This is a genomic window from Pseudomonas sp. 7SR1 (assembly GCF_900156465.1).
In the GTDB taxonomy this organism is placed as follows: domain Bacteria; phylum Pseudomonadota; class Gammaproteobacteria; order Pseudomonadales; family Pseudomonadaceae; genus Aquipseudomonas.
This window is the reverse complement of the sequence record NZ_LT707064.1, coordinates 1,655,015-1,680,417: the sequence shown is the minus strand read 5'-3', so window position 1 is coordinate 1,680,417 and position 25,403 is coordinate 1,655,015. Positions and strand designations below refer to the sequence as shown.

The 25,403-nt window shown below is 61.8% G+C and carries 13 protein-coding genes; 10 read left to right on the top strand and 3 right to left on the bottom strand.

Annotated elements, in window-relative coordinates:
* Positions 1 to 79 precede the first annotated feature (79 nt).
* The 3 genes from aspA to BW992_RS07540 all read left to right on the top strand — a co-directional run bounded on the left by aspA (position 80) and on the right by BW992_RS07540 (position 4,535).
* Positions 80 to 1,504: an aspartate ammonia-lyase gene (gene aspA / locus BW992_RS07550; protein ID WP_072397269.1), complete on the top strand. Its 1,425-nt coding sequence runs from the start codon at positions 80 to 82 to the stop codon at positions 1,502 to 1,504.
* Between the two features lie 448 nt (positions 1,505 to 1,952).
* Positions 1,953 to 3,398, top strand: coding sequence for an alanine/glycine:cation symporter family protein (locus tag BW992_RS07545; protein ID WP_072397272.1), 1,446 nt, complete (start codon positions 1,953 to 1,955; stop codon positions 3,396 to 3,398).
* A gap of 132 nt (positions 3,399 to 3,530) precedes the next feature.
* Positions 3,531 to 4,535: an asparaginase gene (locus tag BW992_RS07540; protein WP_072397274.1), complete on the top strand. Its 1,005-nt coding sequence runs from the start codon at positions 3,531 to 3,533 to the stop codon at positions 4,533 to 4,535.
* A gap of 45 nt (positions 4,536 to 4,580) precedes the next feature.
* Here the strand turns inward: BW992_RS07540 and BW992_RS07535 are convergent, their stop codons facing one another.
* Positions 4,581 to 8,006, bottom strand: coding sequence for a dermonecrotic toxin domain-containing protein (locus BW992_RS07535; protein ID WP_148049132.1), 3,426 nt, complete (start codon positions 8,004 to 8,006; stop codon positions 4,581 to 4,583).
* 176 nt (positions 8,007 to 8,182) lie between these two features.
* Here BW992_RS07535 and BW992_RS07530 point away from each other — a divergent pair, with 176 nt between their 5' ends.
* From BW992_RS07530 to BW992_RS07515, 4 genes are all read left to right on the top strand, one after another.
* Complete coding sequence (locus tag BW992_RS07530; protein ID WP_076405913.1) at positions 8,183 to 9,175, top strand: AraC family transcriptional regulator; 993 nt, start codon at positions 8,183 to 8,185, stop codon at positions 9,173 to 9,175.
* Positions 9,176 to 9,525: 350 nt separating this feature from the next.
* Entirely contained in the window at positions 9,526 to 10,557 is a 1,032-nt protein-coding gene (locus BW992_RS07525) for a histone deacetylase family protein (protein ID WP_076405911.1), read from the top strand.
* A gap of 11 nt (positions 10,558 to 10,568) precedes the next feature.
* Positions 10,569 to 11,669 carry a polyamine ABC transporter substrate-binding protein gene (locus BW992_RS07520; protein WP_076405909.1) on the top strand — a complete coding sequence of 367 codons (1,101 nt, stop codon included), beginning with the start codon at positions 10,569 to 10,571 and terminating at the stop codon, positions 11,667 to 11,669.
* A gap of 123 nt (positions 11,670 to 11,792) precedes the next feature.
* Positions 11,793 to 16,406, top strand: coding sequence for a dermonecrotic toxin domain-containing protein (locus BW992_RS07515; RefSeq protein WP_076405907.1), 4,614 nt, complete (start codon positions 11,793 to 11,795; stop codon positions 16,404 to 16,406).
* A 35-nt stretch (positions 16,407 to 16,441) separates the two neighbouring features.
* Here BW992_RS07515 and pdxR read toward each other — a convergent pair whose 3' ends face one another.
* Positions 16,442 to 18,007: a MocR-like pyridoxine biosynthesis transcription factor PdxR gene (gene pdxR / locus BW992_RS07510; RefSeq protein ID WP_072459034.1), complete on the bottom strand. Its 1,566-nt coding sequence runs from the start codon at positions 18,005 to 18,007 to the stop codon at positions 16,442 to 16,444.
* A 99-nt stretch (positions 18,008 to 18,106) separates the two neighbouring features.
* On the opposite strand from pdxR, the gene BW992_RS07505 reads away from it, so the two are divergent.
* Genes BW992_RS07505 through BW992_RS07495 form a run of 3 tightly spaced genes read left to right on the top strand, consistent with a single transcriptional unit; the run spans position 18,107 to position 19,888 of the window.
* The gene (locus BW992_RS07505) at positions 18,107 to 18,748 is read left to right on the top strand and encodes an FMN-binding negative transcriptional regulator (protein ID WP_072459035.1); all 642 of its coding nucleotides are present in this window, start codon (positions 18,107 to 18,109) and stop codon (positions 18,746 to 18,748) included.
* 2 nt (positions 18,749 to 18,750) lie between these two features.
* Positions 18,751 to 19,197: a GNAT family N-acetyltransferase gene (locus BW992_RS07500; protein WP_072397290.1), complete on the top strand. Its 447-nt coding sequence runs from the start codon at positions 18,751 to 18,753 to the stop codon at positions 19,195 to 19,197.
* Positions 19,198 to 19,207: 10 nt separating this feature from the next.
* On the top strand, positions 19,208 to 19,888 hold the full coding sequence (locus BW992_RS07495) for a GNAT family N-acetyltransferase (protein ID WP_076405905.1): 681 nt from the start codon (positions 19,208 to 19,210) through the stop codon (positions 19,886 to 19,888).
* A 127-nt stretch (positions 19,889 to 20,015) separates the two neighbouring features.
* On the opposite strand, the gene BW992_RS07490 is transcribed toward BW992_RS07495, so the two are convergent.
* Positions 20,016 to 25,325 (bottom strand): OTU domain-containing protein, encoded by a 5,310-nt coding sequence (locus BW992_RS07490; RefSeq protein ID WP_305955630.1) that lies wholly within the window; start codon positions 25,323 to 25,325, stop codon positions 20,016 to 20,018.
* Positions 25,326 to 25,403: the final 78 nt, after the last annotated feature.

The window sequence follows — 25,403 nt, the reverse complement described above, 5'->3', positions numbered from 1 at the left end:
TTGGCCCTTATTTTCCTGAAGGCCTAGGATCCACAGCGTTCCGGCACAGTCCGGGTCCTTATCGAGATGATTTTCCATCATGTCTTCCGCTGCATCATTCCGCACAGAAAAAGATCTGCTTGGCGTACTCGAAGTACCAGCGCAAGCGTATTACGGCATCCAGACCCTGCGAGCGGTGAACAACTTCCGCCTCTCGGGCGTTCCGATCTCGCATTACCCCAAGCTGGTGGTCGGTCTGGCAATGGTCAAGCAGGCCGCCGCCGATGCCAACCGCGAGCTGGGCCAGCTCAGCGAAGCCAAGCATGCAGCCATCAGCGAAGCCTGTGCCCGTCTGATCCGCGGCGATTTCCACGAAGAATTCGTGGTGGACATGATCCAGGGCGGCGCCGGCACGTCGACCAACATGAATGCCAACGAAGTCATCGCCAACATCGCGCTGGAGGCCATGGGTCACCAGAAAGGCGAGTACCAATACCTGCACCCCAACAACGACGTGAACATGGCGCAGTCCACCAACGACGCCTACCCGACCGCGATCCGCCTGGGTCTGCTGCTGGGCCACGATGCGTTGCTGGCCAGCCTCGAAAGCCTGATCCAGGCATTCGCCGCCAAGGGCGAAGAGTTCAGCCACGTCCTGAAAATGGGCCGCACCCAGCTGCAAGACGCCGTGCCGATGACCCTCGGCCAGGAATTCCGCGCCTTCGCCACGACCCTGGGCGAAGACTTGGCGCGCCTGAAAACCCTGGCGCCCGAACTGCTCACCGAAGTGAACCTGGGTGGCACCGCCATCGGCACCGGCATCAACGCCGACCCGCGCTACCAGGCCCTGGCCGTGCAGCGCCTGGCCACTATCAGCGGCCAGCCGCTGGTGCCCGCCGCCGACCTGATCGAAGCCACGTCCGACATGGGGGCCTTCGTGCTGTTCTCCGGCATGCTCAAGCGCACCGCGGTCAAGCTGTCGAAAATCTGCAACGACCTGCGCCTGCTGTCCAGCGGCCCGCGCACCGGCATCAACGAAATCAACCTGCCGGCCCGTCAGCCAGGCAGTTCGATCATGCCCGGCAAGGTCAACCCGGTGATCCCGGAAGCGGTCAACCAGGTGGCATTCCAGATCATCGGCAACGACCTGGCCCTGACCATGGCGGCCGAAGGCGGCCAGCTGCAACTGAACGTGATGGAGCCGCTGATCGCCTTCAAGATCTTCGACTCGATCCGCCTGCTGCAACGGGCCATGGACATGCTGCGCGAACACTGCATCGTCGGCATCACCGCCAACGAAGCGCGCTGCCGTGAACTGGTCGAGCACTCGATCGGCCTGGTCACCGCGCTGAACCCGTACATCGGCTATGAAAACGCCACTCGCATTGCCCGCGTCGCGCTGGAAAGCGGACGCGGCGTGCTGGAACTGGTGCGCGAAGAAGGTCTGCTCGACGACGCCATGCTCGACGACATCCTGCGCCCGGAAAACATGATCGCTCCGCGTCTGGTCCCGCTCAAGGCGTGACAGATGCGAGCATTGCTCACCAGGTCGAGGGACTAGACACCTCTCACCTTTTGAGGGCTTGGGGAATTTTTTCCCCAAGCCCTTTTTTTGCCATCGCCAGGGAGGGCTTATGCCGAAATTGACAACATCGGGACAGATCTCAGCCTTCGACAGCTCCTTTGATGGGCTGTCGAAGGCTGCGATTCGTACCGATTGCGGCACGACGTTTCGTCGCTTGCACCACAACCGTGCAGACGGGCACGGCACTGATAGGTATAGTGCCGCCCCTCTTCGCATGAGTGGTCGTCGGTAGCGAGACCTTAAACATGCGAAACCCGAACTAATAACAACCCGCGAATTGGACCGGGACGAAACCTCGCCTCACCTGTCAAGCCGTGCGCCGACGGATGTAACGTGATGTTTCCAAATGGCCAGCATTTGCTTAAACAAAAAACAGCGAGGAATACTCATGCTTGAAGTCATCAACGACTTCCTCTCAGGGAAAGTGCTGATCGTGCTCATCGTCGGGCTCGGCGGCTACTTCACGATCCGCTCGCGTTTCGTCCAGTTCCGTCATTTCTTCCACATGTTCTCGGTGTTCCGTGACAGCCTCAAGAGCAGCACCGACCAGCTCAGTTCCTTCCAGGCCCTGATGCTCAGCCTCGCCGGTCGTGTCGGCGCGGGCAACATCGCCGGTGTCGGCATCGCCGTGACTCTCGGCGGCCCCGGCGCGGTGTTCTGGATGTGGGTGACCGCGCTGGTCGGCATGTCCAGCAGCTTCTTCGAATGCTCCCTCGGCCAGCTCTACAAGCGCTGCGACTCCGAAGGCCAGTACCGTGGCGGCCCGTCCTACTATATCCAGCACGGCCTGCAGAAACGCTGGCTGGGCATGATCATGGCGTTCCTGCTGCTGGTCACCTTCGGCTTTGCCTTCAACGGCCTGCAAGCCCACGCCGTGACCCACTCGCTGAACAACGCCTTCGGTCTCGACACCACCTACACCGGCCTGGGCCTGGCGGTGCTGCTGGGCCTGGTGTTCATCGGCGGGATCAAGCGTATCGCCAAGGTCGCCGACCTGCTGGTGCCTGTGAAGACCCTGGCCTACATCGCCGTGACCATCTACGTGATCGTGCTGCAGTTCGACCATGTACCGGCCATGCTCGTGACCATCGTCAAAAGCGCCTTCGGCCTGGACCAGGCTTTCGGCGGCCTGATCGGCAGCGCCATCGTCATGGGCGTCAAGCGTGGCGTCTTCGCCAACGAAGCGGGCCTGGGCAGTGCGCCTAACGTGGCCGCTGTCGCCTCGGTCGAGCACCCGGTCGCCCAGGGCGTGGTCCAGGCGTTCAGTGTTTTCCTGGACACCTTCGTGATCTGCACCTGCACCGCGCTGCTGATCCTGCTGTCGGGCTTCTACACCCCTGGCTTCGAAGGCGACGGCATTGCCCTGACCCAGAACTCCCTGGCTGCCGTCGTGGGCGACTGGGGCCGGATGTTCATTTCCGTGGCCCTGGCGCTGTTCGTCTTCACCTCGATTCTCTACAACTACTATCTGGGCGAGAACAACCTGCGCTTCATGGTGGGTGAAAACCGCAAGGCCTTGATCGGCTACCGCGCGCTGGTCCTGGTGCTGATCTTCTGGGGTGCCATCGAAAACCTCAGCACCGTGTTTGCCTTCGCCGACATCACCATGACCCTGCTGGCGTTCGTGAACCTGATCGCGCTGTTCCTGCTGTTCAAGGTCGGCATGCGCATCCTGCGCGACTACGACGACCAGCGCTCTTGCGGCATCAAGGTACCGGTCTTCGACTCCGCCAGGTTCCCGGACCTGGATCTGGACCGCAAGGCCTGGCCAGCCAACCCGTCTTCGGCTCCCCAGCCTGAAGCAGTGACCGGCGCGACCGCAGCGCAACGCTGATCGGCAGGCTTGTTGCAAAAAACCGGGCGCATCCCCTGCGCCCGGCGTGACACAGCGTAAGGTCGGCGTCATGCTCGACCTTATGTTGGGGCAGCTCGACGAAGCTGCCGCTTTCGTCCTCGGAGAACAACCATGAATTGCTCGACCTACCCTGCCGCCCAGCACGTCATGGTGCTCTATACCGGCGGCACCATCGGCATGCAGGCCAGCGCCCAGGGCCTGGCCCCGGCTTCCGGCTTCGAAGCGCGCATGCGCGATTACCTGCACAGCCAACCCGAACTCGTGATCCCGCAGTGGCGCTTCCGGGAGATGTCGCCTCTGATCGACAGCGCGAACATGACCCCGGCCTACTGGCAGCAACTGCGCGAAGCGGTGGTCGATGCCGTGGATGTACAGGGTTGCGACAGCGTGCTGATCCTGCACGGCACCGATACCCTGGCCTACAGCGCGGCGGCGATGAGTTTCCAACTGCTGGGCCTGCATGCCCGGGTATGTTTCACCGGTTCCATGCTGCCCGCCGGCGTGACCGACAGCGACGCCTGGGAGAACCTCAGCGGCGCGCTGGTCGCCCTCGGCCAGGGCCTGGCCCCGGGCGTGCACCTGTACTTCCACGGGGAGCTGCTGGCACCGACCCGGTGCGCGAAAGTGCGCAGTTTCGGTCGCCATCCGTTCAAGCGCCTGGAGCGCCAGGGCGGCGCAGCGAAAGCCACGTCCCTGCCGGCCGAGCTGAATTACCGGCAGTCAAGACAACTGGCCAATATCGCGGCATTGCCTCTGTTTCCCGGCATCAGCGCCGAGATCCTCGATGGCCTGCTCGGCAGTGGTATCCAGGGTTTGGTATTGGAGTGCTACGGTAGCGGCACCGGGCCAAGCGACAACCCGGCCTTCCTCGCCAGCCTGGAGCGGGCACGGGACAGCGGCGTGGTAGTGGTGGCGGTGACTCAATGCCATGAAGGCGGCGTGGAACTGGACGTGTACGAAGCCGGCAGCCGCTTGCGAGGCGTTGGGGTGCTGTCCGGTGGCGGCATGACCCGCGAGGCGGCGTTCGGCAAGCTGCAAGCGTTGATAGGCGCCGGGCTGGCCGTGGAGGATGTCCGCCGGCTGGTTGAGCTGGACCTATGCGGCGAGCTGAGCTGAGCCCTGCAAACCGCTGAGGCGCGAGTCTCCTCGCGCCTCACACCGCTACACCGAGAGGAACAACGCCTTGGCGGCGGCGCTGCCAATGTCGGCACGCCAGATCCGCTCAACCGCCTGGCCGGCCTTCTGCTGGGCTTTCTGGAACTCAAGCCCCCGCCCGCCCTGCTCGAATGTCTTCAGGTGAGCCTTGGTAAAGGCATCCGCCGCTGCATCCTGTTTCAGATAATGGAAGTGCGCGAACCACAGCACGCGGTTGTTGCGCCTCTCGCGAATCTCGTAGACCTGCAGGAAGTCGTTGCCTTTATTGTCTGAAATATCCACCCGGCCACCGGCCTTGCGGATGCTGATCTCCTGTTCCTGTAGCAAGTACTCCACCGCGCCAACGTTGGGCAGCTTCGCCTTGGTCATCATGATGCGGGTGGTTCGCCCCAACTCCCGCAGACGCCTGGCACCGGCCCTCAGCTCCTCGATCAACATTCGCGGAACCTGGTCACCCAGCGCTTGCGTCAACTGCTCGATCTCCTCGGCACAGCGGTCGAACCCGGTTGCCTTGCCTACGATGAGATCCTCTACGTCGATAGGCGGACGCTCACTTCTGGACAACCAACCGACGTCAGACATTTGTTGATCAAGTGTGCCCAGCAGATCGCGCCCTTTCTTCTCCAGGCTCTTGAGTTTCTTTGCGGCACGGATACTCAGTCCACCCGCACCACCGAGCAATCGCGGGCGGAGTCCCAGGCGCCAGCGACCCTGCCCGTCATGTTCAAGCCAGGGACCGGTCCGCGCCGGATGGGCGGCGTCGATGATCACCACCCCCTCAAGCCGGCGTGACACTCGATACCATTTGCCTTCGACCTGGGCAAACCACAGGCTGCCCCGTTGATAGAGCCCCTGGTATTCACCCGAAACCACCAGGCCTTGCGACGTAGAAGGAGACGCCAGTTGGAAAGTATCGAGGCGGGCCAGCTCAGGGGCGGAAAAATGGGTACGAGGGCTCGACCAGCCATAGACCAGCCGCGCTTTCGCCCCGTAAGGGCTAGCGGACGCAGCTAACGCCGGCTCTTTGATGATCGCATTGCCAGGCAAGGCAACCGGAGCCTCATGCTCGATCCTTGCCCGCGACTCCAGTCGGCTGATCGCTCCCAGGCGCGCCCCTCCCTGCACCAGCACCAACGCCAGGCCCATCAACGCCGCGGCCAAGGCTTCCGCGCTGTCTTGCACCCCCTCGCTGTCAATGAACTCATCAAGCTGCTCCGTGAGCTGGGCCAGCAAACCGATCATCATTACCGGACCATCCAGCAGCGGCAGCAACAGGTTGAACGCTACCCAGCCAAACTGCATGAAACTGTCCCAGCGCGTCTGCGAGTCGGACACCGAAGCCCGTTTGGCCTGTTCGATCAAGGCCCGGGCACAGGCTTTGTACAACGCACCGACGATATCGCCTTGTAACGGCTCGCGGCCGAGCAATGCAGGTTCCGGAGACCGGGGAGCGGTGGCATCCGAAAGCAGCACCCGGCCGATGTGCGGCTCCTGGAAACCACCGTTGGCATAGACCCGACGGGCAGAAGGTTCAAGCCCGGCAAGTACGCTGTCCTGTAACGCTCCGGCCTGCTTGATGGCATCGAAAAGAGCGGCTCGCGAGGCAAATTCCATCAGGGGCGTTGACGAAGCAGGCCTGTAAAGCACATGAGGGCCCAGGCTGGCATCCTCGGGGCCGATCACAAACATGTCGGCGACCACATTGGGCGTTGCCTGGGCATCGGTCAGGAAAGCCAGGGGCCTGATGACCGGTTCATACCCGGCAGCGAAACCGGCCGACAGGGTCGGCCGCAACACCGCCACGACAAAGCGATAAGCCATATCGGTAAGGTTCTTTTTGATCTTCAGTTCCAATGCCTGCAATGGCAGCAGGATGGCGAGGCGATCAGCGAAACGTTGCTGCCTGCGGGCCACATCCAGGGGATCGTTCAGTAACTTGCGCTGCAGCAGTTCGGGATAGTGCTGGCCGATGTCGGCTCGCGAGGTCAGGTCCCGCAGATATTCATAGGTCATCCAGGCGGGTGGTTCGCCCCCTCGGTAAGTGATCTTCGATGGGCTCCAGGGAAAAGCTTCGAGATTTCGGATCGCCATCTCGGGGAAAGTCCGGGTTTGAGTTGCACTGCGAGGGGGCGGAAACGGCGGATCGATGATCTCGAACGGGGAATTGCTCGACCGGGATAACGTCACTTCAATTTCGTTCACCGAGATATCCGTGCGCGAAGGGTCATCCTCCAGCATCTTTTCCTTCAAGGCCTGGTCAGCGAACTCAAGGATGTTCGAAATACCCGCCATGAATGACACGGACCTTCGATGCTGCGCCGCCAGCGATGACAACAAACGACCGTAGGCGCCGCGATCCGCCAACGGTGCATTCCTCAGCCAGGATGGAAGCACCTGCTGCAGTTTCGACAGCCTGGACTCATGCCCCGAGCGAAAGGCCCCCAGCAGCGTGCCGGGACCGGAAACCAGCGCCACTTCGCGTTCAAGACTGGCCGTGTCGGGATAAGCCGAGGGTTGGATCCTGGCGAGCAGTTGCAACTGACGCTCCAGGAGACAGAGGGTCAAGGCGTCGAAGATGTCCTGCTCGGGGGTGTAGTTTCTCAGCTTCGAATCGTCCGCCCGGCGCGCACCGAACCAGGATGCTTCCATTGCCGCCACCGAGCCGAACACCTCGATCCCGCCAGTCAATGTGTAGAGCAAAGCGATTTCTCGCTCACCCAGACGGCGCGACATGGCCAGCACCAGCACATCCCTCGGATGAGGAACGTTGCTGTCGCCCTCGTAGACAAACGTGACGCAGGCTCGGGTGGTGCCCTGCCCCAGGGCTCGTTGTCGCCGAGCCGGCTCCGGGTAGTCGAGGACGGCCTGGACGGTGGCGAGTTCCTCGCCTACGAGCGCCGAAGCGGCCTGTTGCAACTGCGCCTTGAACAGATCGGACAGTTGTCGCCAGACACTGGGAGCGTCCGTGCTCCAGAAATCCACCAGGTGCTGTTGATAGCCCTCAAGCAGCGTGGAGGCCCCTTCTTCGAGCATTTGCTGGAGTTCATCCAAGGGGACCTTTTCGCCCTGGGGCGTCTCTGCGCCAGGGAATTTCGCAAGAAAGCTGCCCTGGCTGAACGTCCTTGCCCCCACGCCCCTGCAGCGCTCGAGCAACAGGTCGGCCAATCCATGGGTGTTGTACCCGACCTTGTGCGGTTGCCCGCCGTCCATGCGCCATTGAGGTTCAAGGATCACGGCGGTTGCGGCGGCTGGCGCCAACGTTGGGTAACGTTCATCGAGGAGCGCTTGCAGCGTCGTCCGTGCGACGTCCGTCAGCGACGGGCGTGACGCGAACAGCAGGTGCACGTTCAGGGCCCATGAGGTGATCTCATCATCGGTTCGCAGGGGGCGTGGCGAGCTTGTCATCGAAGGAGTGGGGCTTGAAGTCGACATGGCTTTTTTCCATTGGCAGGCAATGAGTGGAAGTCTTCAGCGCGCCTAAAGAAGCGAACCGCGACCGTTACCTGCGAGCGTAAGCAGCCCGTTGAGGCGTTGTGCGGTATCGGGTTATCGTTTTTCCCGGCATACAACTTGCTCGATATCCAGCCTCCCCAAGGCTGGAAACGAACATGCTTCATTCCCACCTCACTACTCTCAACGCCGTCTCCCTGGTGCTTGATGCCTTCAAGCACGAAGGCCTGCCGAGTGAAGCGTTGCTGGCCGGCAGCGGCATCAGTGCGGCCGACCTGAACCGGGCCGACACGCGCATCACCACCAACCAGGAAATGCAGGTCTGCGCCAACGCCGTGGCCCTCAAGCGCGACATCGGCCTGGACCTGGGCTTGCGCATGCATGTTTCGTCCTACGGCATGCTCGGCTATGCCTTGCTCACCAGTGCCACCTTAGGTGACGCCTTGCGGTTGGCACTGCGCTATCCGGCTCTTTTGGGAACACTGTTCGACCTGGCCCTGGAGGACGATGGCGAGCACATCTGGCTCAGCGCCAGCGATTACCGGGAGAATCCCGCCCTGGCGGCATTCAATGCCGAATTCTGCATGGTCTCGCTGAAGGTCATCTGCAATGACCTGCTTGGCCGCGCATTGCCGCTGCATGCAGCGCGCTTCGAACATCCTGCACCGGAGTACCGGGCACGCTACGTGGCCTACTTCGACTGCCCGGTGCGTTTCGACGCCACCGTCAACGCCTTTGCCTTCGACCGTCATTGGTTGGACCGCCCCCTGCCCCTGGCCGACCCCATCACCCACAACGCCATGGTCGAACGCTGCCGCAAGCAGAACACCGAATTCACCGGACGCCAGGCCTGGCTGGGGCGGATCCACCAGTTGCTCGCCGTCCAGCTGGACGCCGCCCCAGGCCTGGAACGCCTGGCCGAACAGATGAACTGCTCGGCACGCACCCTGCGCCGGCACCTCAAGGACTGCGGCTGCAGCTACCAGGAACTGCTGGACGACCTGCGCTTCGAACGGGCCAAGCAGATGCTTTGCGAGGATCGCTTGCCCATCTACCGTATCGCCGAACGACTGGGCTTCAGCGAAACAGCCAGCTTCCGTCACGCCTTCGTGCGCTGGAGCGGCGTGGCGCCGAGTCAGTTCAGGCCCTGATCCCCCTACATCGCTTTCATGTACAACATCCCCCCTGTGGCGAGGGGACTTATCCCCGTTGGGTACGCAGTCACCCCAAAACAGACTGACGCATTTGTGCGCAGATACCGCACCGGCCGATTTACGACGGCTGCGCCGCAGAGCGGGAGCAAGGTCCCTCGCCACGTTGCGGACAACCATCGGAGCATCACTCATGCCCCAACCCCGCGCACAACTGCGCCATCAAGGGGCGATTTACGGTCAAACCTTTTGGCCATTTCGATCCCCTTTTGGCCTCTCCTGCCGTTCTCTGAAACGCCGCCCGCCGCAAGACTGTGGTCAACCGATCAGCCCTTTGCGGAGAACAACAAATGCTGACGATCTACTCGGATGATCACCACTTGCACCATGGCCGCTGCGAGTTGATGGACGGGCAACTGATGCCTTGCTTCGAAATGCCCTCCCGGGCCGATCATGTGCTGGAACGGGTCAAGGCCCGGGCATTGGGCCCGGTGGAGGCGCCAACGGATTTTGGCCTCGCACCGATCCAGCGCATCCACACCGCGGCCTACCTGGAGTTTTTCCGCGGGGCCTGGGATCGCTGGGTCGAGTACAACCGCGAAGGCGATTTGCTGCCCTACACCTGGCCGGCCCGGACCCTGCGCACTGTCATCCCCCGCAGCCTGCATGGCCAGCTGGGCTATTACAGCTTCGACGGCGGTGCGCCGATCACCGCCGGCACCTGGCAAGCGGCCTACAGCGCCGCCCAGGTGGCCCTCACCGCCCAGGCTGAAATCCAGCGCGGCGCCCGCAGTGCCTTTGCTCTGTGCCGCCCGCCGGGGCACCACGCCGCCAGCGATTTGATGGGCGGCTATTGCTACCTCAACAACGCCGCCATCGCCGCCCAGGCGTTCCTCGACCAAGGTCACGAGAAGGTTGCGATCCTCGATGTGGATTACCACCACGGTAATGGCACCCAGTCGATTTTCTATGAGCGCAGCGACGTGTTGTTCGCCTCGATCCACGGCCACCCGGAGGCCGAGTTTCCGTTCTTCCTGGGATACGCGGATGAACGCGGCGAAGGCGCCGGGGAAGGTTTCAATTTCAACTACCCTCTACCAGCCGGTTCGGGCTGGGACACCTGGAGCACGGCCCTGGAGCAGGCGTGCGACGAAACCCGGCGCTACGACGCGGATGTCATCGTCGTGTCCCTGGGCGTGGACACTTTCAAGGACGACCCGATTTCCCAGTTCAAGCTCGACAGCCCGGATTACCTGGCGATGGGCAAACGTATCGCCGCGCTAGGCAAGCCGACCCTGTTCGTGATGGAAGGCGGCTATGCGGTGGCTGAGATCGGCATCAATGCCGTGAACGTACTCGAAGGTTTCCAAAGCGCCCAATGAGGAACACAAGCATGAAAAGACTCAAGCGTCTAATGGCCCCGGCCCTGTGCGCCGCGCTGCTTTGCACAACGGCCCAGGCCGAGGAACGAACCCTGCGGGTCTATAACTGGTTCGATTACATCACGCCCAAGGCCCTGGACGACTTCAAGGCGCAGAACAGCCAGATCAAGCTGGTCTACGACATCTTCGATACCAACGAAGCCCTGGAAGCCAAGTTGCTCACCGGCAATTCCGGCTACGACGTGGTGGTGCCGTCCAATGTGTTCCTGGCCAAGCAGATCGAAGCCGGCGTCTTCCAACCCCTGGACCGCAGCAAACTGCCCAACTGGAACCACCTCGATCCCAAGCTGATGAAGTTGATCGAAGCCAACGACCCGGGCAACAAATTCGCCGTGCCCTACATGTACGGCACCATCCTGATCGGCTTCAACCCGGACAAGGTCAAGGCCGCCCTGGGCGACAATGCGCCGGTGGACAGCTGGGACCTGATCTTCAAGGAAGAGAACATCAGCAAGCTCAAGCAGTGCGGCGTGGCGCTGCTGGATTCGCCGTCGGAGATCCTGCCCCTGGCCCTGCAGCACCTGGGCCTGGACCCCAACAGCAAGAAGCCGGCGGACTATGCCAAGGCCGAATCGCTGATGCTGAAGATCCGCCCCTACATCACCTATTTCCACTCGTCCAAGTACATGGCAGACATCGCCAACGGCGATATCTGCGTGGCGGTGGGCTATTCCGGCAGCTTCTCCCAGGCGGCCAACCGGGCCAAGGAAGCCAAGAATGGTGTGACGGTGGACATGCGCCTGCCCAAGGAAGGCGCGCCGATCTGGTTCGACATGCTCGCCATTCCCAAGGACGCCAAGAACCCGGGCGACGCCTACACCTTCATCAACTACTTGCTGCAACCCCAGGTGATCGCCCCGATCAGCGATTTCGTCGGGTATCCGAACCCGAACAAGGACGCCACGGACAAGGTCGATCCCGCGATCCGCAGCAACCCCAACCTGTACCCGACCGAGACGGCGATGGCTACGCTCTACACCCTGCAACCCTTGCCCAGGGATGCCGAGCGAGCACGGACGCGAACCTGGACACGGATCAAGTCCGGCCAATAGCCCGGCACCTTGTATCCGGCATATACATAGTTACCACCCTCCCTGTCCTGCCCGCTCCTAGCATGCAATCCCCGAAGCATCTGGCTTCGAGGATTGCATGTACCGCGAGACAGGGAGACTCAAATGGCAAGAACCTTAAGAACCACCGGGCAATCCACGCCCGAAGCCAGCCTCAGGGATGCTGTACTCAATCAATTGCTGGCCGGTCCGACCTCACCGGAAGTGGCCGCCGTACTCTTGCGCACAGCCCTCAAGCGACTCTATCCGGCGCTGGACCTCGACCCGCACAACACCGTCGTCGGGGAGCCGGACTGGGACATTGTCGATGGCGAAATCGTCGAGCGCCCCACACGCTACGAAACCTTGAGCAGCATGGTGGCCGAGCGGGTGGGCGAGAGCGATTCCACCTTGCTGGTGGACGGCCTGCACTATCTGACCCAACTGCCGCTGACCACGCCCGAGGTGCATCTTCCGGTGCGCATCGGGCAGATCGGCAACATGATCAACGAGCTGGTGCCGACCATGCTGTCCGCCAGCCAGGAGCAGCAACTGCTGTACTGGAACGCCTCCCTCGGCGCCTCCGGTCCGCGCTGGCATGAGCTGTCCCGCACGCTGCGCAAGCTCTGGGACGTCAGGCAGGTCAAGGGCTGGACCGCGACCGAATGCACCATGGCCAGACTGCTGTACCTTTATCCCGATCTGCAGGATCGCAAGGAGCATGACCGCTTCGACACCCATGCGTATCTGATCGATATCGATGAAGTCAACGGCGACAAGGTGTCCCGCGTCAACGAGAACTCGGTCGTGGTGCTGATCGGCAAAATCGACGGCCAGGAAGTCATCCTCACCTACTCGCTGCGCAACGGCTACGAGAAGTTCGACTCCCAACACGCCCTCGGCCAATCCCTGCCCACTCACCTGGGGACCGGGGTACGCAAGAAGATCCAGTGGCGGCTCTACGAACCCAGCGGCAATATCTTCGATCACAAGGCTTGCGGGTTGATTGCCATGCAAGTGGAGATCATCGGCTCCCCGGGCTTCATGCAGAGGTTCATACCCAGCGAGAACGAGCAGAACGCTTCCGATGAGCTGGACACGGATAACGACCCGACCGAAGACTGGTTCCAGAAGCAGATACCTGACTGGTTGAAGACAGCATCGGTATCGGACCAGATGCTGTTTGCCCAACACATGAAAAGCCTCTCGGCGCTGAGCAGTTCTCATGCCGGCAAGACTTACCTGGACGAGATCCCATCTATCAAGCGCTACACGTTGGCGGCCCTGAAGCAACAGATGCAATCGGAACACGCCGATGCCGAGAGCCTCGACCTGGAGAAAATCCAGGTCCAGATCCGCAGCCTGGTTGCCTGGGGTACCTTCATCGTGCCGGGGAAATTCGAAACCGCTCGGTTCAGCCTGGTTGAACTGGCCTTGCAAAACCTCATCGCGCTGCCTCCGGGAGATAGAACGGTTCGATCGATCGACGGTACCGCCCTGCCTGGCTGGATGACGATCGACTACCTGGAAAAGGTCATCGGCAAGATCGATATCGGTCGTGTCTACCCCGAATTGGTCAAGCGCAAGCTGCTGGACGACCCGCAGGAGTCAAGCCGTCGCCAGAATCTGTATACCTCCCAGCTGCGCGTCCAGCTACCCATGCTGGCGCTCGAAAGCAAGATTCGCGGAGCCTGCTACATCGATGAACGGGGCTATCGCTATGTATGCGCCCTGATGGAGCCCGAGCCGGCCGATCGCAAGATCGACGGGCAGGCCATCGTGATCCGCAAACTGGCGTTCGTGTCCGAACAGAGGCACTCGAAGGACGTCGTGACCAACATGTTCGTGATCGGCCCCCAGAACCCGGATGCCGGCCCCTGCCTGCTGTACCGGCCGCTGCTCGAACCGCAGCTGTGCCAGTATCCATCGTTCAGCAACCTGATCTATGCCATCAAGCAAACCCCTTCCTTGCGCCAGTCGGTACTGGCCTGGCTACCCGACGGCGTGCGTGAAAACTACAGCCGATACGTGTTTTCAGGCCCTCTGCCCTCCCCCTGGACCATTATCGATTTCGTGACCGATCCTTTTTCGGCCTGGGCCAACAGCGCCCCCATCAGCTTGAGTGAAGAGACGCTCGGAGCCGACTTCCTGCCGCAGTTGTTCAAGGCCAATGCCGACGCCCTGGTGGAACTGGCCGATCGCCAATCGATTTCCAACAGTGAGCATCGCTGGCAGACCTTCAAGCAGGCCGGCTGGTTGATCTTCAACCTGGCGCTGCCCTACCTGGGCTCAGCCGTAGGCACCGCGGCCTGGTTCTGGCAGATCCTGGACGACGTGGAGTCGCTGACGCAGAACGACGAAACGTTCAACAGCCAGGCCACATGGGAAGCCTTCGTCGACCTGCTGCTGAACATGGCAATGGCCATCACCGCGTTCGCCATCGCCCGCGCCAGGGAAGGCAAACGCAGCCGCCGATCGACGGCGCCGGAGGTGGTGGTCGAGCTGGAAGACCTGAAAAAAACCGAGCTGGTCATCGAAAAGCGCCCACCGCTCAAGGGTACCGAGCTGTTGCCCGAACACTACGCCGTCATTCATTCCAGCGGTGCCTTGATCAGCAAGTCGGGGCAAGGTGTGAAGCTCCTGGAAACCTTCCGTATCGACAAACCCGACAGGCTGGAGCAACCCGAAACCCAGGGCGCATTCAAAGGGCTCTACCCAAAGGGCGATGACTGGTACGCACAGGTGGCGCATACCTGGTTCAAGGTGGCGGTGGAGGGGGAACAGGCCTTCATCGTCGATGAGGCCAATCCCGCACGCATCGGTCCTGCCTTGATGGGCGACGCCCATGGAAGATGGCATGTCGATACCCGTCTGCGTTTGCGTGGCATCGGTTCGAAAGACGCCAGGCAGGCGGTCGTCGCCGAGGCAAAGCGCCTCAGCACGCAACTGCTTGCAGAGCTGAACCGGATCGAAAACAGCAAACCGCAGAACCAGAAGCTGCTGACCATGAATGCCGAAGAAATGAACAAGGCATCGGGCGCCGCCAAGGAAACCAAGCGCGACGTGTACCTCAGCACCTTGAAGACACAACGTGAGAGCTACGACGAAGCCTTGCGAATATTGACCGAATGGCCGGTGTTCCAATCAAGGCCCGACGCCCCCCAGGCCAGGCTGGGTTACCTCAATGCGCAGATCAATTTCACGTTCGAGGAGATAGACGCATTGAACGAGCGATTCACCCCGGCCCTGAGGAAGGCCATGGACATGACCACCTCCGGTGTGGAAATCCTGGAGCAGGAGCATATCGATGCCGCCGACACCATGATCAGGGTCGGCGACGACATGATCGAACGCCTGGACTACATGGAGACCCGCTTCGCCAGGCTCAAGAAGCTGGGACGCGAAGGCTTCGAATTCCTGCGCCAGCACCGTGCAAAGATGCCGGCCTACAGGAGTGACGCCATCCGGCTGATCCAGTTGGACATGTACCGGCATCTTTGCCTGTCGCTCGAAAGCGTCGGCACCATGCCCGAAGGCTGGGCGGACCTCAATCAGGTCGTGGATAACGTCACGGTCGCTTTCCAGAGCCTGCATGACGCCATCGAGGAACGCAGCGTGATTCGCCTCGACGAGCAGATCGACGCCTTCGGCAGCCTGACGGAACAGTTCTCCGCCATCGAGGAACACCTTGAATACATCGCCAGTGAATACAAGGACAGCGTTCGCCTGGTGGAGCTCAGTCGACTGGTCAAGCAGGTCGGCCTGCTCAAGAAACGAACCCTGCGTCACCTGGCCCAGGCCCTCGACGAACGCAGCAACCAACGGACCACGGGGGCACCGTATGAGGCACGTCCGAGGCCGAGAAAAAGATTCATCAGGGCGCGGTTCTGGGGCCTGGTCAGTGGTGAGCCGCGTTTGACGAAGCTGAAGGAGGAAACCGACTGGGTCGACGTCAAGCACCCGTTCTCGGACAAGATCATCGCCACGTTCCATCGCAAGGACAACGGCGAGTGGGTGCCCCATATCAATGCCGACTCCCCGCCGGCCGCCATGCCGTCGGTGGTTCCACCACTCAAGACCAGCGTGACCAAGGGCAAGGCCCTGATCAATGGCTTGACGGCGTTCAAGACCGAGGTCGCGGAAAACCTCCAGGAGCCTGAGCGCTCTCCTGCAGGGCTCGCCGTGATCCTGAACGCCCATGCCAGCCGGATGGAGAAAGTCGGCGCCGCGATCACGAAAGCGCTGGACAGCACTTCGAACGAAACGGTGGATATTCCCGCAGACGAGCGACGTATTGCCGAATCCACGCGCGCGGAACTCAAGAAAGCCGCGAAGGCCCTTTACGACGATGGATTCGAAGCCGTGCTCAAGGTCATCAAGCAACGTCCGCCCACCATGAGCAGCGTCACATGGCTCAAGAGTCGGAATCAGATTTCCATCAGCAAGCAGAAAAGCCGACAACGGATCAAGGGACCGTTCTATGGCTACCTGGACCGGTATGAGATCAAGGACCTCAAGGAAAACAAAACCCTCTGGTTCGCCGATTTCCACTATTCGACCGACTGGGTACCGGCTCACGCTTTCCTGTCCGCACGCTTGAAGACACCGGAACAGGTCAACCTCGGGAAAGCCGCTGACTCGACCAACGAACTCAACCAGCGGCAACTGATCGACCATTACCGCAGCGAGATCGCCGTGGATCAAGCCATTGCGGTCTTCTTTCCGAAACGGCCCTCATAGCCCTGGCCCACCGGGCATCCGTCGATGCCCGGTGTTCAATCCCCGGCGCCCCATGCCTTTGCCAGGCTCGTCAGCGCGGCACCGATGGCCGCTGGCGGGACGGCCGCGAACCCCAGCACCAGCCCGGCGCGCACCAGGGGAGGCTGCGTGGCGGGCAGCCAATAGCTGCTCAAGCCATTGATCTCGACGCCAATCCGGGTCGCCTGGACGATCAGCTCCCGCTCACGCTCGACGCTGTCCACCGGCACCGTGACATGCAACCCCGCCACCACTGTCGGCAGCGGCCCCACGCCGGCGACAGCTTTCGGCCAACCGGCCAGCATCGCATCGCGTCGTGCCAGTGCGGCCCGGCGCATGCGCCGGATGTGCCGCTGGAAATGCCCGGCGGCCATGAACTCGGCCATCACCGCCTGGGTGCTGACTTCCGAGTGGCGCACATCCACGGCGCGACGACGGGCAAACGCATCCACCAGGCCCGGAGGCAATACCAGGTAGCCCAGGCGCAAGGCCGGGAACGCGACTTTGCCGAACGTCCCGACATAAAGCACCCGGCCCTGGCGATCCAGCGCAGCCAAGGGCGCCAGCGGCGCACCGCTGTAGCGGTATTCGCCGTCATAGTCGTCTTCGACGATCCAGCTATCGTTGCGTTCGGCCCAGGCCAGCAGTTCCAGCCGTCGAGCAAGGCTCATGACCACACCAAGCGGATACTGATGGGACGGTGTGACATAGGCCAACCGACAATGGCTCAACCCCTCCAGCGCCGCGCAATCGAGCCCGTCGTTGTCCACGGACACCCCTCGCAAATCGGCGCCCGCCACGGAAAACGCATGCCCGGCGGCGCGATAGCCCGGATTTTCCACTGCAACTATGTCCCCAGGATCCACCAGCAGCTGTGCACAAAGACTGATGCCCTGCTGGGCGCCGCTGGTGATCACAATTTGCTCAGCCGTGCAGTGCAAACCACGAGAACTACGCAGGTAAGCGGCGATAAGGGCCCGCAGGCGTGCATCGCCTTGTGAGTCGCCATAACACAACTGCTGCAGATCCGGCTTGCGCCAGAAAGCGGCGTTCAGCTTGGCCCAGATGTCGAATGGGAACAGATCGAAGGCCGGTACGCCGACCCTGAACGCTCGGGGCGGACCGCTGGGAGGCGGGTTCAGGTGATGTTTTTCGACACGCGCCAAGGCGTCGCTGTGGATAACTTTACTGGCGGGGGCCACCGGTAAATCCAACCAGTCCGGAGCGACTTTTGTGGATAAACCTGTGGGTAAGCCTGTTGATATGCCTGTGGACACTTTTGTGGATATGTTTTTGATGGGCAGCGTCGCGGATGACAGAGTCGCTACGTAAGTGCCATCACCGACCCGCCCTTCTATGAAACCCTCCGCATAGAGCTGATCGTAGGCCCGCACCACACTGTTGCGGGAAATAGACAGTGCCGTCGCCAGGTCACGGCTGGCGGGCAGGCGGGTGCCACCGGCCAGGCGCCCGTCCAGTACCCGCGAGCGCAAAGCCTGATAGAGCTGGCGGCTGAGTCCCTGGCGGCGATCCAGCTCGATTCCAGCGGGATTGAAGGACAGCGGTGGCACGGCATTGGTCATGACAGCACCCGAAAATGGTCCTACTGAATTGGTTGAAAGTGGCTCTTACAACAGACCAATAGCCTGCCTAGGATGTGGGCATTCGCCAAGGAAAATGTCATGTACAACCCTAAAGCCTTTGCCGTGCAAGACCTGCCCCAGCTCCAGCAGATGATCGACGACTGCCGCCTGGCCGTCTTGATCACCCAGGGGGAGCACGGCCTGCAGGCCAGTCACCTGCCCCTGTTGCTGGAGCCACGACAAGGCCCCCATGGCACCCTGTACGGGCACCTGGCCCGGGCCAACCCACAGTGGCGCGATCTGCAGGCCGGTGCCGAGGCGCTGGTGGTTTTCGCCGGTGGCGATGCCTACGTCAGCCCCGCTTTCTACCCCGGCAAAGCCGAGCACGGCAAAGTCGTGCCGACCTGGAACTACCTGGCCGTACATGCCTACGGCAGCGCCGAAGTCTTCACCGACGCCCATCGCCTGCGCAACCTGGTGAGCGCCCTCACCGACCGCCACGAAAGCGGTCGCGCCCAGCCATGGACAGTCGATGACGCACCGCCTGAGTACATCGACGGCATGCTCAAGGCAATCGTCGGCTTCGCCCTGCCGATCCAGCGCCTGGAAGGTAAACGCAAGCTCAGCCAGAACCGCGGCCTCGCCGATGTCGCCGGGGTACGCAACGGGCTCGCCGCCAGCCCAGATCCTCAGGACCAGGCGCTCTCGCGCCTGATGCCTGCTCCAACAACCGAGGAGTGAACATGAGCCAAACCAGGATCCGCCTCGTCACCGCTGACGATCATGCCGCGTGGCTGCCGTTGTGGCAGGCCTACCTGCGGTTCTACGACACCAAACTGCCGGAGGCGGTAAGCGAAAGTACCTGGCAGCGGCTGCTCGACAACCGCGAGCCGACCCATGGCGCGCTCGCCTGGGACGGCGACACGGCGGTGGGCCTGGTGCACTTCATCTACCATCGTTCGAACTGGAGCATCGAAAACTCCTGCTACCTGCAAGACCTGCTCGTCACGCAGCAGTGCCGGGGCACCGGGGTCGGTCGGCAACTCATCGAGTTCGTCTACGCCACGGCGAAGGCCGACGGTTGCTGCAAGGTGCATTGGCTGACCCACGAAACCAACGCGACAGCGATCCGGCTGTATGAGCGCGTCGCCGAACGCCCAGGCTTCATCCAATTTCGCAAAGCCCTTTGAGGAGCACCGCATGCCGATTTCACTCGCCGACTGGAAAGGTGTCCCGGCACCGTTCACCCAGTTGATCGAAGGACGTTTCATCCGCCTGGAAAAACTTGACCCGGCGCGTCATGCCGATGGCCTGTGGCAAACCCTGGAAGGCCCCGGGGCCGACCCGAAACTCTGGGACTACCTGCCTTACGGCCCTTTCACGGAGCGCAAGGCTTTCGATGCCTGGCTAGAGAATCATGCCAGCAACATCGATCCGTACTTCTTCACCGTGATCGACCGTGCCAGTGGCGACGTGCAAGGCATTCTCAGCCTGATGTCCATCGTTCCGGCCCAGGGCCGCATCGAGATCGGCCACGTGACCTTCGGCGCGTCGATGCAACGCTCGCCGAAGAGTACCGAGGCGGTCTACCTGCTGGCGAAGGAGGCATTTGCCCTGGGTTATCGTCGGCTGGAATGGAAATGCAACAACGCCAACGCCCGCTCCAGGTACGCCGCCGAACGGCTGGGCTTCACCTTCGAAGGGGTGTTCCGCCAGCACATGGTGGTCAAGGGACAGAACCGCGATACGGCCTGGTACTCGATGCTCGACTCGGAATGGCCCGCAATTGGCGCGGGGTTCGAGCGTTGGTTGAGCGAGGAGAACCTGCACGAGGGTGGGCAGGTGCGCAGCTTGGCGCAGTGCCGGGCGCAGCATTTGTGAACGCCAAGGACCCAACGTGGGAGCGGGCTTGCCCGCGAGACGTCGATCCATTCAGCACCGATGCAGGCTGATCCGACACTTTCGCGGGCAAGCCCGCTCCCACAGGGATTGGCGGTGAATACATGATTCACTCAGGCTTGGGCTTCACCTCGCCGATCTGCTTGAGCGAATCGGCGGTAACCCCGCGTCTTGCGTACTGCCAGGCCCAGTCCGGGATGGTCAGGTGGCTTTCCACATACACGGCAAAATCCAGGCGACTATGGCCCAGGCGATCGGTCGGGAAATCAAAGTTGTAGAGGTACTGCTGGGCCCGACGCTGGCCGATGGACAGCAGCCGCTGGATAATCTGATTCGCGCGGAATTCGTCCGGGGCAAGGCTGCTTCTCAAGGCAAGGGCAAGATGCAGCTCGGAATTCAGTGCCCTGGGCTGGGCAAGCGCCCGGCGCAGAGTGGCATCATTGAAATGCGGCCCGACCAGGTCGGCCCAGATCTGGCTGGCATACTCCTGACGGAGTTTCTGCAGGGAGCTCCAGAGATTCGGGGTATTGAACAACAAGGCGACCCTGTCGTTGGACGGAGGCTGCCCCGCAAAGCTGAACAGCTTGGCCATAGCCGGTATGTCGTTGTCCATGATATTCCCCCAGGCGCCCCCCAGGAACGTCAGGAAATCCGCCAATGCCTCTTGATGCGTGACGATGTTCTGCAGGTTGCGGTCGTCGAACAGCTGCATCCAATCGACATCAATGTTCCTCGTGCGCTGCAACTCGGTGTAGCGGGTACTGGCATACTCGGCGAGGAGCTGGAACCGCAGGTCGGACAAGGCAGGGTTTCTTATCCACCTGGCCACTTCGCTCACCCGCAGCAGGCCCCCCAGGTTGTGGGAAATGATGGGCGACCTGAGGAGAAGATTCGCCCGCCTCAGCAAGACCGGGAAGCGAAGCAGGGCAGTCTTGAACAGATCGACGGTCCGGTCGGCCTTGTCCGTGTAGATGAAATGATCGAACAGCTGCGAAGTGTCGTCGACGTAGCTGCCGCCATCGGCCACCAATAGGGCCTTGGCATCATCCAGATCATCACTGTCGACCAGGTAGGCCCCATCGAGCAGCGCTTCAAGCTGATCCTCGCCGAGACGGCCGTGCAGCGCGTCCTCATACAAGACATAAGCCGAACTGTTGTTCGGGTGATGATCGATCAACTGCCTGGCAGTGACACCATACTCCAGCATGATATGCGCCACGTCGTTGGACATCAGGAGGTACCGGTCATCAAGCAGTCGCTGGACAAGCTGAGGCTCCACAGGCCCTATCAGAAGGTCCTCGAACAGTTGCTGCATGGCTTGTCTTTCCTGCCCGGAATACGGCGCGTTGATACTGGGCGCCAATCTCGCGGCAGGCCGTTGCGACAATAGGCGCCCGACCTGCTGGAGAATTTCCGTCGGCAACCTGGACGCAGGAGTCGCAGTGATCGCGGTGCGCACTGAACTGTTCGCGTGCAGTTCCAGGTAACGCAAGGTCGGCTCGAACAGGCGATACGGGTTGGGCGCGCCATAGACGATACGGGTGAGGTCGAGCATGGCCGCATGGCCCATCAGGTTGTCCAGCGAAGACGCATTCTCGAAGAGCGCCTCCTGAGCCCGGCTGGGCGGCGGTGCCACGTATTGCTCGATATGCGGGTGACTGTCGACATAGTCTGCCACTTCGTTTCGCAAGCCCTGCATCGAGAATGCAGGCTGGGCCTGCCCTTCGTTCAGCCCTCGGGTGACGGCATTGAAGAAGCAATCGCCATCGGCGGGGATCTCCACGACCTCACCGCTCAGCTCCAGGCTGTAATGGTGCTGGGTCAGGCGGGTCAAGACGATATCCGTGTCCGTTGCATCGGGATGGTTTTCCATCGGATAGATGGTTTCATCCCGCCCGGGGCTGAAGCGCACCGACCAGATCTGTTCAGGCACCTGCCGATTGACGATCAGCAGGCTCCGGTTTTGCGGCCAGCTTGGCAGCCGCGTCATGATGGACGGAATCAGGTCCATCAGCTGGTTGTTCCAGGTGCCGGGGGTACGGATCCGTGCGGCCAGGGCAGTAGACGAGAAGGCCACTTTCTTGGGTTTCGAGGGGCCCGGCTGGGGAGCCGGATCGCCCGGCCGTTTACCGCCGCCGCGACCAAAGCCCACGGCCCGCCACTCGCCATCGGCCATCCGCGACACGCTGCTGCGCATCACCCCGCTGGAGCGGATGTCCAGACCCGTCATCGGGTTGACCAGGGTGGCTTCGGTCGCATCCAGCCTGGTGTGATCATGCACCCGGAAGACCGTGCCGTCGGGCTGTCGCACGTACACGGGGCGCGCTGTCACACTGCCGGTGGCGGCATTGCTGATCGTGGCACGGTAGAAGCCCCGGGCATCGGCGGTCAGGCCGCGTATCACCGATGCATCCGTCACGGCGTAAGGACCATAGATCGCTGCGTCCAGGGGCAGCCCGGCCAAGGCTTCATCCTGGCCCTGATGCGCGGTCACCGCCCGGAAAAAGGACTGCCCCCGGGTGGACACCGCCGAGGCTCGGGTCAGGCGCCATCCGCCATGGTTCGCCACGGCATGCACCAGCGCCAGGGTCTTGAGGTTCAACGGGATCGCCCCGGTCCGGTACACCAGCAAGCCGGTCTTGATGGCGCTCTTGAGCATCTGGAAACCCGGCGCCAGGAACATACCGGCCAGTTCCATGACGATCTCGATCACCATCTGCCCGAGCCTGCCATAGGTTTGATGACGGACATTGCGGTTACTGTTGGAGCGGTGATCGGCATGGGCACTGTGGAAATTCACGTGGGCCCGATGGAGCACTTCAAGCAGATCGCCGGCGATCAACGCGCCGCGGATCAGCGGCCGTCCGCCCTGCTGGCCCAGGGTCCGCTTTATCTGCGCCGGGTCGTTCGTGGAGATGCGCGAGCGGAAATAGGCTTGCCAGTCCTCTCGCGGCAACAGCTCGGCAACCCCATCGCTCAGATCGGCGAACTCATGGAAATCCTCGCCCTCGGGACTGTCGGGGAAATAAACGCCCACGGTGCCCTTGATAACGGGCCCTTCCTGATCGGAAAACACCAGCACTCCGTTGATGCTGTTCCCATTGCCCATATGGGCATGCCGATCGCCGGCGGCCATGCTGCCCCCCAGGACCAGCCCATAGACATGCACCCTGCGCCCCATGACCGGAGCGCGCGCCTCGGCCGATGGCGAGCGCAGGACGGCATCCAGCCAGAGGGCGAGTTGTTTCGTCGTTTTCGGTGGGTTGAACGCCTGATCGACCACCCGGGTCTTGAACACCACGTCGCCCTTGAGCGACGCCTCCTGCCCCTTGAATTTCAGATTCGCCAGATACGCGGTCTGCCAGGCCTTCTTGTAGGCCGGTTTATTCATTTCTTCCCTGAGCATGGCTTCATAACTTCCACCGGCATCGATGCTCGTCACCATCCTGGCCAGTTCGCGCCCGCTCATCGTGACGAAATAACCGTTGGCCGGGTTCCGGATGCGCACGCCGTCCGGATCGACAATGTAGACACTGAGCACTTCCCTCATGGCGTTCGGGTACTGGGACGGCCGCAGGTTATCCAATAGCAACTGGGTCAGGCTGGTGACACGGGACTGCCTCGGGTTGGCCCTTGCTCCATAGAAGAATGTGACCATGGACTGGTCCGGATCGGGATCGATGTCCGGATGCACGGTGGCCTGCAGGTACTGCCTGATCTTCTGGCGAGTGAACGGCAGCAAGGTCTTGATATCGCTGCCCGCCAGCGCATGGGAGGCTTCCAGTACCCGCAGCTCCAGACTGCGGTAATGGGATCGCTGGGAAGCACTCGCCGCTTTGAAGAAGTCGGGGCGATTGTCTTCCACCAGTGCCTCCTGGCGGGCAGCCAAGGGCCCGGCAAGGGACAACATCGCAAGCTCGAGCGCATCGTCGACACCCAGGGCGAAGGCGGGCAAGGCGAGCGTTTCGTTTGCCGGGGCATTCAGGAATGCCTCCAACGCGGCGCTTTGCAAGCGCAGCAAGTCATCTGCCGCTGTTTCGAACACGTGGCCGGACAACTCGGTGGAGATATCCCGGATCTTGCGTTCCAGCCCTTCTAAGACAGGGTTTGTCTTTTGGACCAGTTCCTGGAAGGAGCGGAATTTGCGTATCCCCCCTTCCAGCGAATAGAGGAACAGGAAAGGCTGGTCGGCCCGTTTGATGACCATTGCCGCCGGCCATTTGCGTGGCGTCGCGGCCCCCATGTCGAGCATGACGGCATAGGCATGGGGAATGGGCGAGCGCAACAGGCGGTTCCTGTCTGACATGCGGGGATGGGTCGTGATGATGTCCAACAGCCGGTCTTCGTCGTTGCGCAGGTTCCGCTCATCCTGGGTCAGTGCAACGGCCGGGTCCCGATCCGCCTTGTACAGATCGAACAGATACAGGAAGCGCCGCCCCAGGAAATACGCCAGCGCCGCTTGCGCCGTGGATGGGCTGGGCGTATCGAGGGCGCGTGCTACGTTTTTGTTCACGCGAAACGCGACAAGCTCGTCGAGGAACTGGCGCTTGAGGCTTTCGTTGGCAACAGGTTGGGCGATATAGAAAACCGACTCCAGGGTCGCTGCGGTCTTGCGGTCCAGCGGGCTGACGAACAGGCTGTCAGTCTCTTCCAGCGTATTGGGGCGGGTAAAGAATCCCACGCTGCCGACGGTGTAGGTGGGTGGCGTATCCGATGCCAGGCACTCCAGCATGACGTCGGTGAAACACTGGGAAGACGTCAATGAACGCTTGCCCATCGAGTCGACGGCGAAATGATTCACGTAGCAGTGATCCGGGTCCATCTGCTCGAGCACCGAAGCACGGAATTTCCCTTGGGGGAAACTGGCCTCGAACCTGCCCACCAGCAGGCTTTTGAGCACCGTATCGAACGTTGGAAGCGCGGCGAACAACCGGGCCAGTTGCACCTGGTTGGCATCCAGCAACCCCAGTTGGCGCAGTTGCTCCTTTTCACGGGCGCCGAGCAGATTGCCCTCGGCATCCACCTCTGTAATGACGGGCTGTCCGATGCCTTGGTAACCGGGCGCGATGCCGGCCCGCAACTGCTGCAGGACTTCCTGCGAAAGGGCTTTGCCGTTGGCCCGCAGCGAGGAGAAATCCACAGCCATATGACTGCGATGGGGATAGACCCAACCCTCGCGGGGCGAGAAGGCGGAGGAAGAAGGCCTGCTTTGATGGGCGGCCAGAAAGCCTTGTGTGACAGCGTCCCGCAACGGAACCGATGCGGTTCTCCGTTCGGCGGCCGAATCGACGGTCACCACTTCCTGATAAGTGACTTGAACCTGCGCGTCGCCAGTCAGGCCCCATTGGCCGAGCCATTGATCGGCGAATTTATGCGGCTGAAATCGAATACCGTTGGGTAGCAGGCTGATGGGTTTCAAGGATAGGTCCCGGTTGTTGTTGAGGAACCGGGAACCTATCGCCTCGTCCGATCGGCGATGACATACATATGTATCGCG

Coding starts and splice junctions, on each gene's coding strand:
- aspA (WP_072397269.1), top strand. CDS start 80: ATGTCTTCCGCTGCATCATTCCGCACAGAAAAAGATCTGCTTGGCGTA.
- BW992_RS07545 (WP_072397272.1), top strand. CDS start 1,953: ATGCTTGAAGTCATCAACGACTTCCTCTCAGGGAAAGTGCTGATCGTG.
- BW992_RS07540 (WP_072397274.1), top strand. CDS start 3,531: ATGAATTGCTCGACCTACCCTGCCGCCCAGCACGTCATGGTGCTCTAT.
- BW992_RS07535 (WP_148049132.1), bottom strand. CDS start 8,006: ATGTCGACTTCAAGCCCCACTCCTTCGATGACAAGCTCGCCACGCCCC.
- BW992_RS07530 (WP_076405913.1), top strand. CDS start 8,183: ATGCTTCATTCCCACCTCACTACTCTCAACGCCGTCTCCCTGGTGCTT.
- BW992_RS07525 (WP_076405911.1), top strand. CDS start 9,526: ATGCTGACGATCTACTCGGATGATCACCACTTGCACCATGGCCGCTGC.
- BW992_RS07520 (WP_076405909.1), top strand. CDS start 10,569: ATGAAAAGACTCAAGCGTCTAATGGCCCCGGCCCTGTGCGCCGCGCTG.
- BW992_RS07515 (WP_076405907.1), top strand. CDS start 11,793: ATGGCAAGAACCTTAAGAACCACCGGGCAATCCACGCCCGAAGCCAGC.
- pdxR (WP_072459034.1), bottom strand. CDS start 18,007: ATGACCAATGCCGTGCCACCGCTGTCCTTCAATCCCGCTGGAATCGAG.
- BW992_RS07505 (WP_072459035.1), top strand. CDS start 18,107: ATGTACAACCCTAAAGCCTTTGCCGTGCAAGACCTGCCCCAGCTCCAG.
- BW992_RS07500 (WP_072397290.1), top strand. CDS start 18,751: ATGAGCCAAACCAGGATCCGCCTCGTCACCGCTGACGATCATGCCGCG.
- BW992_RS07495 (WP_076405905.1), top strand. CDS start 19,208: ATGCCGATTTCACTCGCCGACTGGAAAGGTGTCCCGGCACCGTTCACC.